Below are 16,686 nucleotides of genomic sequence, written 5' to 3' on the forward strand. Positions count from 1 at the left end.
GTCTAAATCGCCACGTCCTGAGTGTGTTTCCAGTCGGCCAGCGCCTGAGTGCGGCGTTTCCTGAGTTCATCACGGATAGCCATGCCCTGGAAACCCGCATCCAGAACCTCTTTGTTTGAAACGCTGCTGGCAATTTCAAAGGCTTCGCGCAGGTAATCGCCTTGCGGATACGGGTTATTTTCAAATGTTGTACGCCCACGCGCATCGGCTTCGCTGGTCATAATCATCTGCTCAAGGCGCTGCGGTTTGCGCCACACATCAATGGTATCGAACAATTTTAACAGGGTTTCCGGACGCAGTTTATTCACGGTATGAATCAGATCATGGAACTCCGCGACCAGTTTCGCTAAATCACGAATGTGCGTTGGCACTTTCAGCCGCTGGCAGAGTTTTTCCACCAGTTTCACCCCTGCCGGGCCATGACCGTGATGGGCGGGCCAGAACTGAGGTGGCGTCAGCGCTTTACCCAAATCATGGCAAAGCGCCGAAAAACGCACATCGATGTCAGGCGTCAGAGTGCTGGCGATCTTCAGCGTCATCAGCGTATGTATGCCGGTATCAATTTCCGGATGCCATTTCTCTGGTGCAGGCACGCCAAATAACGCATCGATTTCAGGGAACAACACTTTCAGGGCATCACAATCGCGCAGTACCTGGAAAAAGACCTGAGGATCCTGCGTCTGCAACGCTTTCTCGGTTTCTTTCCACACACGCTCCGGTGTCAGGGCTTCCAGTTCGCCGCTTTCCGCCATCTGTTGCATCAGCGTCTGCGTTTCCGGGGCGACCGTGAAGCCTAAATGCGCGAAGCGTGCAGCAAAGCGGGCAACGCGCAGAACGCGCAGCGGATCCTCGCCGAAAGCATCGGAAACGTGGCGCAACAGGCGCTGTTCGATATCACGCTGGCCGTGGTAAGGATCGAAAAGTTCGCCGTCCTGATTTTTAGCGATGGCATTGATGGTCAGATCCCGACGCATCAGATCCTGTTCCAGCGTGACATCCGGCGCGGCATAACAGGTAAAACCATTATAACCGGAGCCAGATTTCCGCTCAGTACGGGCCAGCGCATATTCATCGTGCGTGACCGGATGCAGGAAGACCGGGAAATCTTTACCCACCTGCTGATAGCCATTTTCGAGCATATATTCAGGCGTTGCGCCCACCACGACCCAATCGTGTTCAGACACAGGCAGGTTTAATAAACTGTCTCGGACTGCGCCGCCGACCAGGTAAATCTCCACGCGATAACTCCTGAAATTAGCCAAAGGACTCTGTCTTCATCATAGCAAAGTTGCGCTGAAGATTTCCTGATTGATGGAAACACGAAAAGGCACCGAAGTGCCTTAGGGAAACGATTCAGGATGCTGAGCCTTCAGCTCATCCAGCGATCTTTTTTCCTGCGACGCGGAACCAGATGTGGCAACACCAGACCCAGCACCAGACCGACACCCGCGACACCGCCTCCATACATAAACCATTGTAAAATAATGGTTCTTTGTTTGTCGTCGAGCTGTACATTCACGGCGTCAACTTTCTTCTTCGCTACGATCAGCTGATTTTTCAGGTCCTGATTTTCTTTCTTCAGGCCATCGATAATACCGTCACTGGAAGCCACTTTGGCCTGCATTTGTGCCGTGCGCTGGTTCCAGCTGGAATCAATATTGGTCAGCTTGTCGGTCAGCGTTTTCACCTGTTGTTCCAGATCCGGAACGCGGGTACGCAGGCTCGGCACATTGCTTAACTGATCAAGCGGGATCCAGGCTGTTTTCCCTTTCGAGTCAACAATCTCACCGTATTTCGTGCTGTCGTTGACACTGCGCAGGGTGACTTCTTCACCGGCATTCAGGGTGCCTACGATGCGATACTGATTACCCGGTCCGCTGTGGATATAGGTGATCAAATCGTCGGAGATATAGCGCTTCTCATCAGCGTGAGCGCCCCATGTCATGCTTAAACCAAGCAAAGCGAAACCAATTAGGCGTAATTTCTGCATTATTTCATCGTTTCTTTGTGAATTTAGGGAACGTGAAGTGTGGATCCGTTTTATCGGGATACGTCTTCTGGCAACCGCCACTGTCCGGCCATTGCACTCATACAGGTACTAAAAGTTGGAGACCGATAGTAAGGGCAACAGTGTGACGACGCAATGTATAAACCGGAATGAGAACTATCTTACAATCCCGCAACATGCGGCTTGCGCGCTGTGCTTATGATAGAATTGCAGCGACGCGTTAATCCCTTTTGGCAGCAAAGAATCGGTGTGAAGACTCATATGACCGTAGAAATAGAATTAAAATTTATCGCCACCCCGGCGGCAATCGCCGAATTACCTTCGCAACTCGCTGGTTTTCACAGTGAGCACACCGCGCCTTCGAAACTGACCAACATCTATTTTGAGACTGCGGAAAACTATTTACGTTCCCACGACATCGGTTTGCGTATCCGTGGTTTTGACGATCAATATGAAATGACCATCAAAACCGGCGGAAAAGTGGTGGGGGGGCTGCATCAGCGTCCTGAATACAACGTTGAGCTGAAAAAGCCGGTGTTGAAACTCAGCGCGTTCCCGAAGGATATCTGGCCGGAAGGGTGCAAACCCGCTGCGTTACAGAAAGAACTCGCACCGTTGTTCCGCACGGATTTCACCCGTGAGAAGTGGGTGATCACTTACGGCGAAAGCGAGATTGAACTTGGGTTAGATCAGGGCGAAGTGGTGGCCGGCGAACTGACCGAACCACTGGCCGAAATCGAGCTTGAACTGAAAAAAGGCAACACCACCGATTTACTGGCGCTGGCGGCTGAAATTGGCGCTCACGGCGGTTTGCGTCAGGGCGGTTTCAGCAAGGCGGCGCGTGGTTATCATCTGGCGAAGGGCAATCCTGCGCGTGACATCAAACCGTTGCCGGTGTTTAAAGCGAAAGCGAAAGCCACGGTTGAACAGGCCATGTCTGCGATGTTCGAACTGGCGCTGGATCACTGGCAATATCACGAAGAATTGTGGGTTCGCGGCGATAAGACCGCGCGTCTGACCGTGTTGCAGGCCGTGGAAACTGTACGTCAGGTTCTGGTGCTTTTCGGCGGACTGGTGCCGCGTAAGGCCTCATCTGAGCTGCGTAACTTGCTGACCGATCTGGTGCCGGCGCTGGAACAGAAATCGGCGGATGCGCAGGAAATCTGTTACGGCGCGGCATATCTGAAATGCAAGTTAGTGCTTACTTCGTGGCTGGTAACATCAGGCTGGACACCGTTTATTGATGATAAATCTGCGAAGAAACTGGAAGGTTCCTTCAAGCGCTTTGCTGACATCATGCTCGGCCGCACTGCCGCCGATCTGAAAGAAGCCTTTGCGCAACCGCTGACGGAAGAAGGCTATCGCGACCAGTTGGCACGCCTGAAACGCCAGATCATTACTTTCCATTTGCTGGCCGGGGCTTACCCTGAAAAAGAGGTCGCCGCGTACATTGCCGGCTGGGTGGAACTGCAACAGGCCATCGTTCAGCAGCAACATGCGTGGGAGGATTCGGCCCGTTCCCACGCGGTAATGATGGATGCTTTCTGGTTAAACGGACAACCTCGTTAATTGACTGATAAGCCTGGGCAAATTGCCCGGGCTTTTTTTTGCAAGGAATCTGACTTCATGTTGCCACTTTCTTCTGTTTTGCAAAGCCACGCGCAGAGTTTGCCTGAACGCTGGCGTGAACATCCTGAAAACCTGCCCCTCCCCGATGATGAACAGCTGGCCGTTCTGAGCAGCAGTGAATTCATGACGGACAGTTTGCTGGCTTTTCCGCAGTGGTGGCATGAAATTGTCCAAAATCCCCCTCAGGCGCAGGAGTGGCAACTTTACCGTCAGTGGCTGGATGAATCGCTGACGCAGGTGACTGACGAAGCCGGGTTAATGAAAGCTTTGCGTCTGTTCCGCCGCCGTATTCTGACCCGCATTGCGTGGTCACAGTCCGCGCAAACCAGCGAAGCAAAAGATACGCTTCACCAGCTGAGTGAACTGGCGGAATTATTGATTGTCAGCGCCCGTGACTGGCTGTATGCCGCTTGCTGTCGCGAGTTCGGTACGCCGGTCAATGCCGCAGGGGAACCGCAGAGAATGCTGATCCTCGGGATGGGCAAACTCGGCGGTGGCGAGCTGAATTTCTCATCGGACATCGACCTGATTTTTGCTTATCCGGAAAATGGCCAGACACGCGGCGGTCGGCGTGAACTGGATAACGCACAATTTTTCACCCGGCTCGGCCAGCGTCTGATCAAAGCGCTGGATCAGCCCACTATCGACGGTTTTGTCTATCGCGTGGACATGCGTTTGCGTCCGTTCGGCGACAGTGGCCCGCTGGTGATGAGCTTCCCGGCACTGGAAGATTATTATCAGGAACAGGGGCGCGACTGGGAACGCTACGCAATGGTGAAAGCGCGTCTGATGGGCGGCGCGGAGGACATCAGCAGTCAGGAATTGCGTAAAATGCTGATGCCTTTTGTCTTCCGCCGTTATATCGATTTCAGTGTGATCCAGTCCCTGCGTAACATGAAAGGCATGATCGCCCGCGAAGTACGCCGCCGTGGTCTGAAAGACAACATCAAACTCGGCGCAGGCGGTATTCGTGAAATTGAATTTATCGTGCAGGTATTTCAGCTGATCCGTGGCGGTCGTGAACCGGCATTGCAGCAGCGTGCGTTGTTGCCAACGCTTCAGGCGCTGGAAAATCTGGGGCTGCTGCCGGTAGAGCAGGTGTTGCAGTTGCGTAACAGCTATCTGTTCCTGCGACGTCTGGAAAACCTGTTGCAGGCCATTGCTGACGAGCAAACGCAAACCTTACCGTCCGATGAGCTGAATCAGGCGCGTCTGGCGTGGGGGATGAATTACGCTGGCTGGCCGCAGCTTCTGGATGCAGTGAATGCTCACATGCAGGCCGTACGCTCGGTATTTAACGATCTGATTGGCGATGACACGCCAGATGCCGAAGATGACGTGCAACTCTCCCGGTTCAGCAGTTTATGGATTGATACGCTTGAGCCTGACGAGCTGGCTCCGCTGGTGCCGCAACTTGACGAAAATGCGCAACGGCATGTTTTACATCAGATTGCTGATTTTCGCCGTGACGTGGATAAACGCACGATAGGGCCACGTGGGCGTGATCAGTTGGATTTGCTGATGCCGCGTTTACTGGCCCAGGTCTGCACCTATAAAAATGCGGATGTGACGTTACAGCGCCTGATGCAGTTGCTGCTCAATATCGTCACGCGCACGACGTATATCGAGCTGCTGGTGGAATATCCCGGTGCGCTCAAACAGTTAATACGTCTGTGCGCTGCCTCGCCGATGGTGGCGACGCAACTTGCGCGTCATCCTTTATTGCTCGACGAACTGCTCGACCCGCGCACGCTTTACCAGCCGATTGAGCCGGGCGCGTACCGTGATGAACTGCGGCAATATCTGATGCGGGTGCCAACCGAAGACGAAGAACAACAGCTTGAAGCCGTGCGCCAGTTCAAACAGGCACAGCATTTGCGTATCGCGGCCGGGGATATTTCCGGTGCGTTGCCGGTGATGAAAGTCAGTGACCATTTAACCTACCTTGCGGAGGCCATTCTCGACGTTGTGGTGCAACAGGCGTGGGAACAAATGGTCGTAAAATACGGTCAGCCAACCCATCTTCAGCACCGTGAAGGGCGCGGTTTTGCCGTGGTGGGTTACGGAAAACTCGGTGGCTGGGAGCTGGGTTACAGCTCGGATCTGGATCTGGTCTTCCTGCTCGATTGCGCGCCGGAAGTCATGACCGACGGCGAACGCAGCATTGACGGGCGTCAGTTTTATCTGCGGCTGGCGCAGCGCATCATGCATTTATTCAGCACCCGTACGTCGTCAGGCATTCTTTATGAGGTTGACCCGCGTCTGCGGCCTTCCGGTGCCTCCGGCATGCTGGTCAGCACCATCGAAGCTTTTGCGGATTATCAGGCCAACGAAGCCTGGACATGGGAGCATCAGGCGCTGGTTCGCGCGCGTGTGGTTTATGGTGATCCGCAACTGACGCAGCAATTTAATGCCACGCGTCGCGACATTCTTTGCCGCCAGCGCGATGCCGACGGCTTGCGTAAGGAAGTCCGTGAAATGCGCGAGAAAATGTATGCCCATCTGGGCAGCAAAAGAGCCGACGAGTTTGATCTGAAAGCCGATCCGGGTGGCATAACGGATATTGAATTCATCGCACAATATCTGGTTCTGCGTTTCGCGCATGATGAGCCGAAACTGACCCGCTGGTCTGATAACGTGCGGATTTTCGAACTGATGGCGCGACATGACATCATGCCGGAAGAGGAAGCACGCCATCTGACGCAGGCTTACGTGACATTGCGCGATGAAATTCATCATCTGGCGTTGCAGGAACACAGCGGGAAAGTGGCCGCAGACAGCTTTGCCACTGAGCGCGCACAAATCCGCGCCAGCTGGGCAAACTGGCTTGGCTGAGGGTTTTTATTCGGGTAACAGGCGCTTGTGATATTATCCGGCGCATTGTGTTTACCCGATTTGATTTATCTGTTTTGGAGTCTTGGGATGAAAGTGACTTTGCCTGATTTTCACCGCGCAGGTGTGCTGGTCGTCGGTGATGTAATGTTAGACCGCTACTGGTATGGCCCGACCAATCGTATTTCTCCGGAAGCTCCGGTGCCGGTGGTGAAGGTCAGTACCATCGAAGAGCGACCTGGCGGTGCAGCTAACGTGGCGATGAACATTTCGTCTCTCGGTGCTTCCTCACGTCTGATCGGTCTGACCGGCGTAGACGATGCTGCGCGTGCCCTGAGTGAGCGTCTGGCAGAAGTGAAAGTAAACTGCGATTTCGTGGCGTTATCCACGCATCCGACCATCACTAAACTGCGTATTTTGTCCCGTAACCAGCAACTGATCCGCCTCGACTTTGAAGAAGGTTTTGAAGGTGTTGATCTCCAGCCAATGCTGACCAAGATCGAACAGGCTTTACCACAAAGTGGCGCACTGGTGCTGTCAGACTACGCCAAAGGTGCACTGACTGAAGTGCAGAAAATGATCCAACTGGCGAGAAAAGCCGGCGTACCGGTGCTGGTTGATCCTAAAGGATCTGATTTCGAACGTTACCGTGGTGCGACTTTACTGACGCCCAATCTGTCCGAATTCGAAGCCGTTGTGGGTCGTTGTAAAAACGAAGATGAAATTGTCACCCGCGGTATGCAGCTGATTGCCGATTTCGAACTGTCTGCGCTTCTGGTAACCCGTTCTGAACACGGTATGACCTTGTTGCAGCCGGGCAAAGCGCCATTCCATATGCCGACGCAGGCGCAGGAAGTGTATGACGTGACCGGTGCCGGTGACACGGTGATCGGCACACTTGCTGCTGCCCTGGCCGCTGGTAATACGCTGGAGGAATCCTGCTTCCTGGCGAACGCTGCCGCCGGTGTGGTGGTGGGGAAACTCGGCACCTCTACCGTTTCTCCGGTTGAACTGGAAAATGCTATCGGCGGACGTTCAGACGTCGGCTTTGGCGTGATGAATGAAGAACAGTTGAAAGCGGCCGTGGCGATGGCGCGTCAGCGCGGTGAGAAAGTCGTGATGACCAACGGCATCTTCGACATTCTGCATGCCGGACACGTTTCTTATCTGGCGAACGCCCGTAAACTGGGCGACCGTCTGATTGTCGCGGTTAACAGTGATGCCTCGACCAAACGCCTGAAAGGCGAAACCCGGCCGGTGAATACGTTGCAAAACAGGATGATCGTGCTGGGCGCGCTGGGCGCTGTCGACTGGGTGGTGTCTTTCGAAGAAGATACCCCGCAGCGTTTGATCGCCGGCATCTTGCCGGATCTGCTGGTGAAAGGCGGCGACTATAAGCCTGAGCAAATTGCCGGTTGTCAGGAAGTTTGGGCGAATGGCGGCGAAGTGCGCGTACTGAATTTTGAAGATGGTCTTTCTACCACCAAAATCATCAATCAAATCAAATCGCAGGACTGATTTCCTCCGCCTTAATCAGGTTATCTGCAACGAAGGGCTTATCTGATAAGCCCTTTTCTTTTTGATTTTTCTATCCATGACGAAAACGGAAGTGACGCTGTTGTGAGCGGATTAAAACAGGAACTGAGTCTGGCGCAGGGCGTCGGGCTGCTTTCGACCTCCTTACTCGGGACCGGTGTCTTCGCGGTGCCTGCACTGGCGGCTCAGCTGGCGCAAAACGACAGCCTGTGGGCGTGGCCGGTGCTGATCCTGCTGGTGTTTCCAATAGCCATCGGATTTGCCGCGCTTGGCCGGCATTTCCCCAGCGCGGGGGGCGCAGCGCATTTTGTCGGCAAAGCGTTCGGGCCACATATGGCGCGGGTCACCGGTTGGTTATTCCTGTCAGTTATTCCGGTCGGGTTGCCCGCTGCGCTGCATATTGCTGCCGGTTTCTGGCAGGCGGCCTTTGGCTGGAGCAGCACAAACCTGCTGCTGGTGCAGCTTGGTACGCTTTTTTTCATCTGGTTCCTCGGCACACGCAGTGCCGGGTCAAGTGCCAATATTCAGACGATTATCGCGTTTCTGGTGATCGCGCTGGTAGTAGCAATCTGGTGGAAAGGGGATATTTCTTTGCCTGAAATCCCGCTGCCTCCGGTGCGTGACGTCTCGCCATCGAACCTGTTTGATGCGCTGGCGGTGATGTTCTGGTGTTTCGTCGGGCTGGAGGCTTTCGCGCATCTGGCGACCGAATTCCGCCATCCGGAACGGGATTTCCCGCGCGCATTATTGATCGGCATGCTGGTGGCTGGCGCAGTGTACTGGGGATGTACGGTGGCGGTGTTGAAATTTCATGCCTGGGGAGAAGGGCGGGAGGCCGGGGCGTCATTGCCGGGGATCGTCGTGCAGCTCTTCGGACAAAAAGCGCTGTGGATCGCCTGCATCATTGGCTATCTGGCGTGTTTTGCCAGCGTAAATATCTATACTCAGAGTTTTTCCCGGCTGGTGTGGTCACAGGCGCAGCTTAAGCCGCAAAGTAAACTGGCACAGCTTTCTGCTCAGCAGGTGCCGGTACCCGCGCTAAATCTGGTGGTGGGTTGCTGCGCGTTCTTTACGTTGCTGATTTACTGGCTGCATCTGCCGCTCGGCGCGCTGATCACTTATGCTAACGGGATTTTCATTCTGATTTATCTATTATGTATGCTTGCGGGGATCCGGATCCTGGCAGGTCGCTCGAAATGGATGGCGATGCTGGGCGCTGTATTATGCTGCGGATTGCTGGCGATGGTCGGCTGGAAAGCGCTGTATGCGGTTGTAGTGTTTGCGGGATTGTGGCTGTTACTGCCACGGGCCAAAACGGTACTTCATGTACGGTAACGCCGATTTCGCACAGCAAAAAGGCCTGCTCAGCAGGCCTTTTCTGATGAGACTCTTCGCAATAATCAGGCCGGATCTTGTGGCTTTTCCGCTTCAGTCAGCTTGCCTTCCAGCGCAGCAAGACGCTGTTCCAGTACAGCCAGTTTTTCACGGGTACGCAGTAAAACCTGGGTCTGAACGTCAAACTCTTCGCGATTGACTAAATCCATGCGGCTGAACTGCGCCTGCAATACCTGACGGATTTTCTTCTCCGCATCCTCACCAAACTCACGGATGCCTTTAGGCATAGATTCGTGAACCTGGCGGGCAATTTGTTCAATTTTTTTCGGGTCAATCATGTTATTTCCTTTTCTCGAAGGAGGTGCTTTTCCTTAGTGTAATCGCTGACGCGGTTTCTATAAACCTTCAGGGGCACTAATTGGCCAAACCACAGGATTGCTCTGCTCATTTATTGGCGCTATAGTTGTTTTGCTTATTCTCAGGGCGGGGTGAAAGTCCCCACCGGCGGTAAACCACGGAATATAGGAAGGATCATCATCCCTTCCATGTGGAAGCCCGCGAGCGCTCAATCCTTCGGGGTTAGAGGTCAGCAGATCCGGTGTAATTCCGGGGCCGACGGTTAAAGTCCGGATGGGAGAGAGTAACGATTCAAGCCGGGCAAATATTGCCCGCTGCGTTATTTTTCATAACTGTAGCACGCCATCTGGCTGCCTCAGCTAGCCTCCTCAAGACGCCCTGATTCTGGTAATCCACATACAGAACATGAGGTTATTTTTACCATGAATCAGACCCTACTTTCCGAATTCGGTACATCTGCTGAACGTGTTGAGCGTGCCCTTGACGCCATGCGTAATGGCGTAGGTGTGTTGGTACTGGATGACGAAGACCGTGAAAACGAAGGCGATTTAATCTTTGCTGCTGAAAACATGACCGTTGAGCAAATGGCGCTGACCATTCGCCACGGCAGCGGTATTGTGTGCCTGACCATGAACGAAGACAGCCGCAAAAAGCTCGATTTGCCCATGATGGTTGAGAACAACTCCAGCCCGTTCCAGACGCCATTTACCGTGACTATTGAAGCGGCTGAAGGTGTAACCACCGGCGTTTCTGCTGCCGACCGTATCACGACGATTCGTGCGGCAATCAAAGATGGCGCGAAACCTTCTGACCTGAACCGTCCGGGGCATATCTTCCCGCTGCGCGCCCAGGCCGGTGGTGTACTGACCCGTGGTGGTCACACTGAGGCGTCGGTTGATCTGGCGGTTCTCGCAGGCCTGAAGCCTTTCGGCGTACTGTGTGAGCTGACTAATGACGACGGCAGCATGGCGCATGCGCCTGAAGTGATTGTCTTTGCCCGTCAGCATAATATGCCGGTAGTGACCATCGCCGATCTGGTGGCCTATCGTCAGGCGCAGACCCGTCAGGCAAGCTGAATGACCGGTTGTGCGTAACAGAAAAGGCCGCTGATGCGGCCTTTTTGCTTTTTATTGCCTGTTATTGCCAAAATGAGTCTTTGCATATCATTCTGTCCCGCCTGCTTTGATTCTTTTCATCAAATTTATTGAATATCTCCTTCACAGTTATCCGGCTGTCAGCGTTCATCAAAAAGAGTACCGTATTGTCATCACGCGGCAGGTCACTCACCGGCCCTCTCCCTTTTATTTGCGGTAAGGAATTCATGATGACAACTCAACGTATGCCCGCACTTTTCTTAGGCCACGGCAGCCCGATGAACGTGCTGGAAGATAATATTTATACCCGTGCCTGGCATGCTCTGGGCGAAACATTGCCGCGTCCGAAGGCGATTCTGGCCGTGTCAGCTCACTGGTTCACTCGCGGCACTGCAGTAACGGCAATGGAAAGCCCGCGCACCATTCATGATTTTGGCGGTTTTCCGCAGGCGCTGTTTGACAAGCGCTATCCGGCACCGGGTTCACCGGCGCTGGCGAAACGGGTTCAGGAATTGCTCAGTCCGGTGAATGTGGTGGCTGATACCAGCGAGTGGGGGTTTGACCACGGAACCTGGGGTGTGCTGATCAAGATGTATCCTGACGCGGATATTCCGGTGATCCAGCTGAGTATCGACGGCACGCAGCCGCCGGAATACCACTATGAATTAGGCCGGAAACTCGCGGCCCTGCGTGACGAAGGCGTGATGATTGTCGCCAGCGGTAACGTGGTGCATAACCTGCGCATGGTGAAATGGGGCGGCGACGCCGAAGCTTATCCGTGGGCGACATCTTTCGAGACATTTGTGAAAGAGAATCTGACCTGGAAGGGCGAGGCGAAAGATCATCCTCTGGTGAAGTTTATGGAACATGAAGGCGGTGCATTATCGAATCCGTCTCCGGATCATTATCTGCCATTACTGTATGTTTTAGGGGCATGGGATGGTGCTGAACCGATCACGCAGCCAACGGACGGGATCGTGATGGCATCACTTTCGATGCTTTCCGTTCAGGTAGGCTAATTTGCTGAATAAAAAGGATAATGATTTTTCTCATTATCCTTTTTAGTTTTTTTATCCGACAATAGTATGCGGATAGAAACGTGACAGATCCTGCGTGATCAGCGCCTTATCTTCACGGATGCCGATCCCGCACGGCTGATCGTTGACCAGCCAGCTGCCGATCAAGGTGTAACTGCCTTCAAACACTGGCAGCGGATGGAACTGTTGCACAATCATGCCTTCAGCGCCATACGGGCCATCCACACGGGCGACTTCCTGGCCTTTCTCGATGACTTTAATGTTCGCGCCTTCGCGGGAAAACAGCGGCTTCACCACGTAGTGATCGAGTTCCGGATGCGGATCCTCGGCAAAATAAGCCGGTAACAGATTCGGGTGATCCGGGAACATTTCCCATAACAACGGCAGCAAAGCTTTATTCGACAGAATGGCTTTCCAGGCCGGTTCCAGCCAGCGTACACCGGCATCTTCCAGCTTGGTCGCGAAGACTTCGCGGAACATGAATTCCCACGGATACAGTTTAAACAGGTTAGAAATCACCTGATCCTGCGTGTCGGTGAATTGTCCGCGTTCCCCCAGACCGATTTCCTCGATAAACAGGAATTCGCTGGCCAGTTCTGCTTCCAGTGCGCAGTCCTGCAGATATTGCACGGTGCCGCGATCTTCTTCGGTGTCCTGACAGCAGGCGATGTGCAGCAAGGAGAAACCATGCTGATTTTTCAGCTCGGCAAAACGTTCAATCAGCTTTTCCTGCAGGCTGTTGTACTGATCCGCGTCCTGCGACAAATTGCCTGCCGCAATCTGATCTTCAAGCCACAGCCACTGGAAGAAGGCCGCTTCATACAAAGAGGTCGGCGTATCGGCGTTATTTTCCAGCAGCTTCGGCGGATTGACGCCGTCGTAAGCCAGATCCAGACGTGAATACAGGGAAGGCTGTTGCGTGCGCCATGAACTGCGGACAAATTCCCAGACGTGTTTCGGGATCTGGAATTTCGCCATCAGCTTGTCGTCATTTACCACGCGCTCAACGACCTTCAGGCACATCTGATGAATCTCCGCCGTCGCGTCTTCGATCTCTTCAATCTGCGCCAGCGTGAACTGGTAATACGCATCTTCACACCAGTACGGTTCGCCATACATAGTGTGGAAGTTGAAGCCAAACTCCGTGGCTTTTTCGCGCCAGCCCGGGCGCTCGTTAATGGGTAAACGTTTCATCGGTATCTCTTAGCCACCCATGCTGCGGCCAGGGCTGCGTGTCGTGGCGGAAGAGGTGCGCTGCATTGAGGTTTGTTTTGCCACGCTGTCGCCAAAACCGCCACGGGTAATGGTGTTGGTCACGGCGGGTTTCGGCGCCATCGCGGTTCTCGGCACGTTCATGGTACGGCCACCCGCGGTTGCCGGGCCGTAGTTTTTACCGGTCGCATCAACGAACTTACCGTTCGCCGGGCTGGCCGGGTTTTTTGAGCTGAACAATGGCTGTTGCGCATAACCGCCACCGCTCATCATCCGGCCCATCATGTAACCTGCCATCAGTGGCATCCACATGCTGCCACCGCTGCTCTGGTTTTCGGCCGTTGCGACGCCTGACTGCGCCGGAGCCTGAGTACACTGGCCTTCGCCGAATTCAGCGATACAGTCTTCACGGCTGGCGTATTTTGGTGCGGTTTTTGCCGCTTCCTGTTTCGCTGCGTCATAGGCGGCAACACACTGCGCACTGCCGGAAGGATTGGCTTTTGAGCAGTCATCCGCATTCTGATACAGAGAAACGGTTTCATCGGTTTTCTCACAGCCAGCCAGCATAAAGACGGCGCTGACTGCCAGTGCGACAGGAGTGATTCGAGAGCTACGCCATGATTTACGGAAGGTAGCCAGGTTAACGCGTTGTGTCCGTTTCATCGTTCTTATCCCATGTATAGGGCTTTTTTGCCCTTTCCCAGTAGGGACTAAGAATAGGGGAAAGCGGGTGATTGTTAAAGCAGCGACAGGCAATTGTTACGAGACTTTACAGAGCGGCGTGACGCAGACAAAAAAAAGCAGCCTTTTCAGGCTGCCTTGATGGAAATGCGGGGGACTTTTCAGAATCAGTTCTGGAAAGGATTGCCACTTTTCTTCGGTGTTGTGGTTGCGGTTGTTGCACTGGCGTTCTGAGCGCGTGGTGCAGGCGCAGTGGCGGTTTTATTACCGTAACCGTCTGCTGCGGCATCCTGATCTGGCGTTTCTGGTGCAACCTGATCCGGTGCGGTTGGAACGGGTTTACCCAGAGTACCATTCAGTGCCAGCAGGTCGCTTTCGTTGAGCGTACCCAGTGCCGATTTGATGTTCAGCTGGTTAATCAGGTACGTGTAACGTGCGCTGGAAAGCTGTTGTTTGGCGTTATACAGCGTGGTGGTGGCATCCAGCACATCAACGATTGTACGGGTACCGACCTGGTAACCGGCTTCCATCGCATCTAAAGAACTCTGTGCAGAAACAACGGCTTGTTTATACGCGTTGATGCTGCTGATCGAGGCCGAGATGTTGTTGAAGGAAGAACGAACGGTCTGCACGACGCTGCGGTGCGCGCTTTCAAGCTGCTCGCTGGCACCCACAAAATTGTACTGCGCCTGTTTCACCTGAGAGGTGACAGAACCGCCACTGTACAATGGCAGGGAGAAGCTCAGCCCAATCTTGTTCTGACCCGCATCGGCGTCCTGATAGCTGGAAGAGCCACCCGTTTTGTCACCGTGGTACTTGGTATTACTGATACCGGTTGAGGCCGTCAGATCAACCGTTGGCATGTGGCCTGTTTCAGCATAACGGATTTGTTCACGAGCCAGATCCTGTGACAAACGCGCAGACAGCAAGCTCAGGTTGCGGCTTTCGGCTTCTTTCAACAGCGTGGCGACCGGTTGCGGACGCGTGGTGTTGAAGTTATCGACATTCAGGGAAGACAGTTGCGGGTAATACATCCCGGTAACCTGACGCAGGGATTCCAGCGCGTTATCCAGGTTATTACGGGCCGTCACTTCGTTAGCCAATACGGTGTCGTATTGTGAACGGGCGTTCTGAACGTCGGTAATCGCGACCAGACCCACGTTAAAACGCTGAGTGGTTTGATCCAGCTGACGGTAAATAGCCTGTTTCTGCGCTTCGGTGTAGGAGAGTGAATCAATCGCACTCAATACGTTGAAATAAGCCGTCGCGGAGTTGAGGATCAGCGATTGTTGATCCGTCTGATAAGACACATCCTGAATACCGGCCGTTTTTTCCTGCAGCGTCAGGGCGCGCCATTTTGACATATCAAAGATGGTTTGCGTTAATTGCAGGCTGGCGCTGCCAACGTCGCTGTTAACGCCATTCGCATCACGGTAGCCATTGGTGTAATTGTAATCCGCACCCAATCCGAGTTGCGGTAATAAAGGACTGCGGCTTTCGTTAATTTTTTCGAATGCAGCATCCCGGTCAGCAGCAGATTTGCGCAGGTCCGGGTTACTTGTCCTGGCTTGCTGATAGACCTGCATCAGGTTTTCGGCCTGGCTTATCGTACTGAAGCCGCCCAGGCTGAGTCCGATGAGAAGGGGGAGCAGTTTCTTCATTTGCATTCCTTGTTGTGCAGCAATGTTGTTATGTATGGTGGCGCAGTCAAATTAACCAATAGACGCGGATTCTAGCAGAGTCAGGCTAGCGGGGCGGTTGGCTTAACGTGCCTTCCCGAGTGAATGAGCCTAAATCTATCACAAACAACCTTGATTATTATTAACGCATTTTCATCAAATTGACCTCAAAGGGCGATAAATTACCTTTATGAGGGATAAGGAAACATTCCATGTCTTCATTTAAACGGTCACCGGTTACTTTCGGCAAAGATGATGTAGAAATTATTGCACGTGAGACGCGATATAAAGGTTTTTTTTCTATTATTGCATATCGGTTTCGCCATCGGCTGTTTAATGGGGAAATGAGCGGAGAAGTTGTCCGCGAAGTTTTTGAGCGCGGCCATGCCGCCGTACTATTACCTTATGATCCGCAAAGGGATGAAGTTGTGCTGATCGAACAGATCCGCATCCCTGCTTTGGATTCCAGTGATACCCCTTGGCTTCTGGAGATGGTCGCCGGTATCATTGAAGAGGGCGAGACAGTTGAAGATGTTGCCCGCCGCGAAGCACTCGAGGAAGCGAACATTGTGGTGAAGCGCTGTAAACCGGCTGTGAATTACCTGGCAAGTCCGGGCGGAACCAGCGAGCGTCTTTCCATTATGGTTGGTGAAGTCGATGCCACGACGGCAGAAGGAATTCACGGTCTGGAAGCAGAGAATGAAGACATCCGGGTACATGTGGTCAGCCGCGAACAGGCTTACCGCTGGGTGGAAGAAGGAGCGATAGACAATGCGGCGTCAGTGATTGCCCTGCAATGGCTGCAGCTGCACCATGAATCCCTGAGAAAAGAGTGGGCCAACTAATGATTAAGCGCTATACCCCTGATTTCCCTGAAATGATGAGATTGTGTGAAACTAATTTTGCACAATTGCGCCGTTTGATGCCACGCACCGATGAACCTGGTGAAACGGTGACATATCAGGTGAGTAGCGCAACGTATTGCCTGACGATCCTCGAATCAACGCGTTATACCTCTCTGATAGAAATCAAACAGACCGCACCGGCAGTGAGTTACTGGAGCCTGCCTTCGCTCACCGTGCGTCTGTATCATGATGCGATGGTGGCCGAAGTGTGTGCGAGTCAGCAGATCTTTCGCTTCAAAGCACGTTATGATTATCCGAATAAAAAGTTGCATCAGCGTGATGAAAAGCATCAAATTAACCAGTTCCTTGCGGATTGGCTGCGTTATTGCCTTGCGCACGGAGCGATGGCAATTCCGGTTTGTTAGACAGACTTCAACAACA

Annotated in this window: 14 protein-coding genes and 1 riboswitch; of the genes, 8 read left to right on the forward strand and 6 right to left on the reverse strand. The window is 53.4% G+C overall.

Annotated elements, in window-relative coordinates:
• Positions 1-2: 2 nt before the first annotated feature.
• The gene (locus tag RAHAQ2_RS03070; RefSeq protein ID WP_015695848.1) at positions 3-1,238 is read right to left on the reverse strand and encodes a multifunctional CCA addition/repair protein; all 1,236 of its coding nucleotides are present in this window, start codon (positions 1,236-1,238) and stop codon (positions 3-5) included.
• Positions 1,239-1,369: 131 nt separating this feature from the next.
• Positions 1,370-1,990 (reverse strand): TIGR04211 family SH3 domain-containing protein, encoded by a 621-nt coding sequence (locus tag RAHAQ2_RS03075; protein ID WP_015695849.1) that lies wholly within the window; start codon positions 1,988-1,990, stop codon positions 1,370-1,372.
• A 279-nt stretch (positions 1,991-2,269) separates the two neighbouring features.
• Between RAHAQ2_RS03075 and RAHAQ2_RS03080 the strand changes: the two genes are divergently transcribed.
• The 4 genes from RAHAQ2_RS03080 to yjeH all read left to right on the forward strand — a co-directional run bounded on the left by RAHAQ2_RS03080 (position 2,270) and on the right by yjeH (position 9,340).
• A complete protein-coding gene (locus RAHAQ2_RS03080) occupies positions 2,270-3,577 on the forward strand; it encodes a CYTH domain-containing protein (RefSeq protein ID WP_037040584.1) in 1,308 nt (435 codons plus the stop codon).
• 57 nt (positions 3,578-3,634) lie between these two features.
• Positions 3,635-6,472 carry a bifunctional [glutamate--ammonia ligase]-adenylyl-L-tyrosine phosphorylase/[glutamate--ammonia-ligase] adenylyltransferase gene (gene glnE / locus RAHAQ2_RS03085; RefSeq protein WP_015695851.1) on the forward strand — a complete coding sequence of 946 codons (2,838 nt, stop codon included), beginning with the start codon at positions 3,635-3,637 and terminating at the stop codon, positions 6,470-6,472.
• Between the two features lie 87 nt (positions 6,473-6,559).
• Complete coding sequence (hldE, locus tag RAHAQ2_RS03090) at positions 6,560-7,987, forward strand: bifunctional D-glycero-beta-D-manno-heptose-7-phosphate kinase/D-glycero-beta-D-manno-heptose 1-phosphate adenylyltransferase HldE (RefSeq protein WP_015695852.1); 1,428 nt, start codon at positions 6,560-6,562, stop codon at positions 7,985-7,987.
• 102 nt (positions 7,988-8,089) lie between these two features.
• Positions 8,090-9,340: an L-methionine/branched-chain amino acid transporter gene (gene yjeH, locus RAHAQ2_RS03095; RefSeq protein WP_015695853.1), complete on the forward strand. Its 1,251-nt coding sequence runs from the start codon at positions 8,090-8,092 to the stop codon at positions 9,338-9,340.
• Between the two features lie 65 nt (positions 9,341-9,405).
• On the opposite strand, the gene ubiK is transcribed toward yjeH, so the two are convergent.
• Entirely contained in the window at positions 9,406-9,678 is a 273-nt protein-coding gene (gene ubiK / locus RAHAQ2_RS03100) for a ubiquinone biosynthesis accessory factor UbiK (RefSeq protein ID WP_015695854.1), read from the reverse strand.
• A gap of 132 nt (positions 9,679-9,810) precedes the next feature.
• Positions 9,811-9,986, forward strand: a riboswitch (FMN riboswitch).
• 133 nt (positions 9,987-10,119) lie between these two features.
• On the opposite strand from ubiK, the gene ribB reads away from it, so the two are divergent.
• Together ribB and ygiD are read left to right on the forward strand one after the other, a co-directional pair.
• Positions 10,120-10,773: a 3,4-dihydroxy-2-butanone-4-phosphate synthase gene (gene ribB, locus RAHAQ2_RS03105; protein ID WP_015695855.1), complete on the forward strand. Its 654-nt coding sequence runs from the start codon at positions 10,120-10,122 to the stop codon at positions 10,771-10,773.
• A 248-nt stretch (positions 10,774-11,021) separates the two neighbouring features.
• Positions 11,022-11,810, forward strand: coding sequence for a 4,5-DOPA-extradiol-dioxygenase (gene ygiD / locus RAHAQ2_RS03115; protein WP_015695856.1), 789 nt, complete (start codon positions 11,022-11,024; stop codon positions 11,808-11,810).
• Positions 11,811-11,861: 51 nt separating this feature from the next.
• On the opposite strand, the gene RAHAQ2_RS03120 is transcribed toward ygiD, so the two are convergent.
• The 3 genes from RAHAQ2_RS03120 to tolC all read right to left on the reverse strand — a co-directional run bounded on the left by RAHAQ2_RS03120 (position 11,862) and on the right by tolC (position 15,382).
• Positions 11,862-13,022, reverse strand: coding sequence for a glutathionylspermidine synthase family protein (locus tag RAHAQ2_RS03120; RefSeq protein ID WP_015695857.1), 1,161 nt, complete (start codon positions 13,020-13,022; stop codon positions 11,862-11,864).
• 9 nt (positions 13,023-13,031) lie between these two features.
• Positions 13,032-13,703, reverse strand: a complete 672-nt coding sequence (locus RAHAQ2_RS03125; RefSeq protein ID WP_015695858.1) for a DUF1190 family protein — start codon at positions 13,701-13,703, stop codon at positions 13,032-13,034.
• 185 nt (positions 13,704-13,888) lie between these two features.
• Positions 13,889-15,382, reverse strand: coding sequence for an outer membrane channel protein TolC (tolC, locus tag RAHAQ2_RS03130; RefSeq protein WP_015695859.1), 1,494 nt, complete (start codon positions 15,380-15,382; stop codon positions 13,889-13,891).
• Between the two features lie 230 nt (positions 15,383-15,612).
• Between tolC and nudF the strand changes: the two genes are divergently transcribed.
• Complete coding sequence (gene nudF / locus RAHAQ2_RS03135) at positions 15,613-16,245, forward strand: ADP-ribose diphosphatase (RefSeq protein ID WP_015695860.1); 633 nt, start codon at positions 15,613-15,615, stop codon at positions 16,243-16,245.
• Positions 16,245-16,670, forward strand: coding sequence for a DUF1249 family protein (locus RAHAQ2_RS03140; RefSeq protein WP_015695861.1), 426 nt, complete (start codon positions 16,245-16,247; stop codon positions 16,668-16,670). The genes nudF and RAHAQ2_RS03140 overlap by 1 nt, the downstream gene beginning before the upstream one ends.
• Positions 16,671-16,686: the final 16 nt, after the last annotated feature.

Origin of the sequence: Rahnella aquatilis CIP 78.65 = ATCC 33071 (assembly GCF_000241955.1) — a bacterium.
GTDB classification, from domain to species: domain Bacteria; phylum Pseudomonadota; class Gammaproteobacteria; order Enterobacterales; family Enterobacteriaceae; genus Rahnella; species Rahnella aquatilis.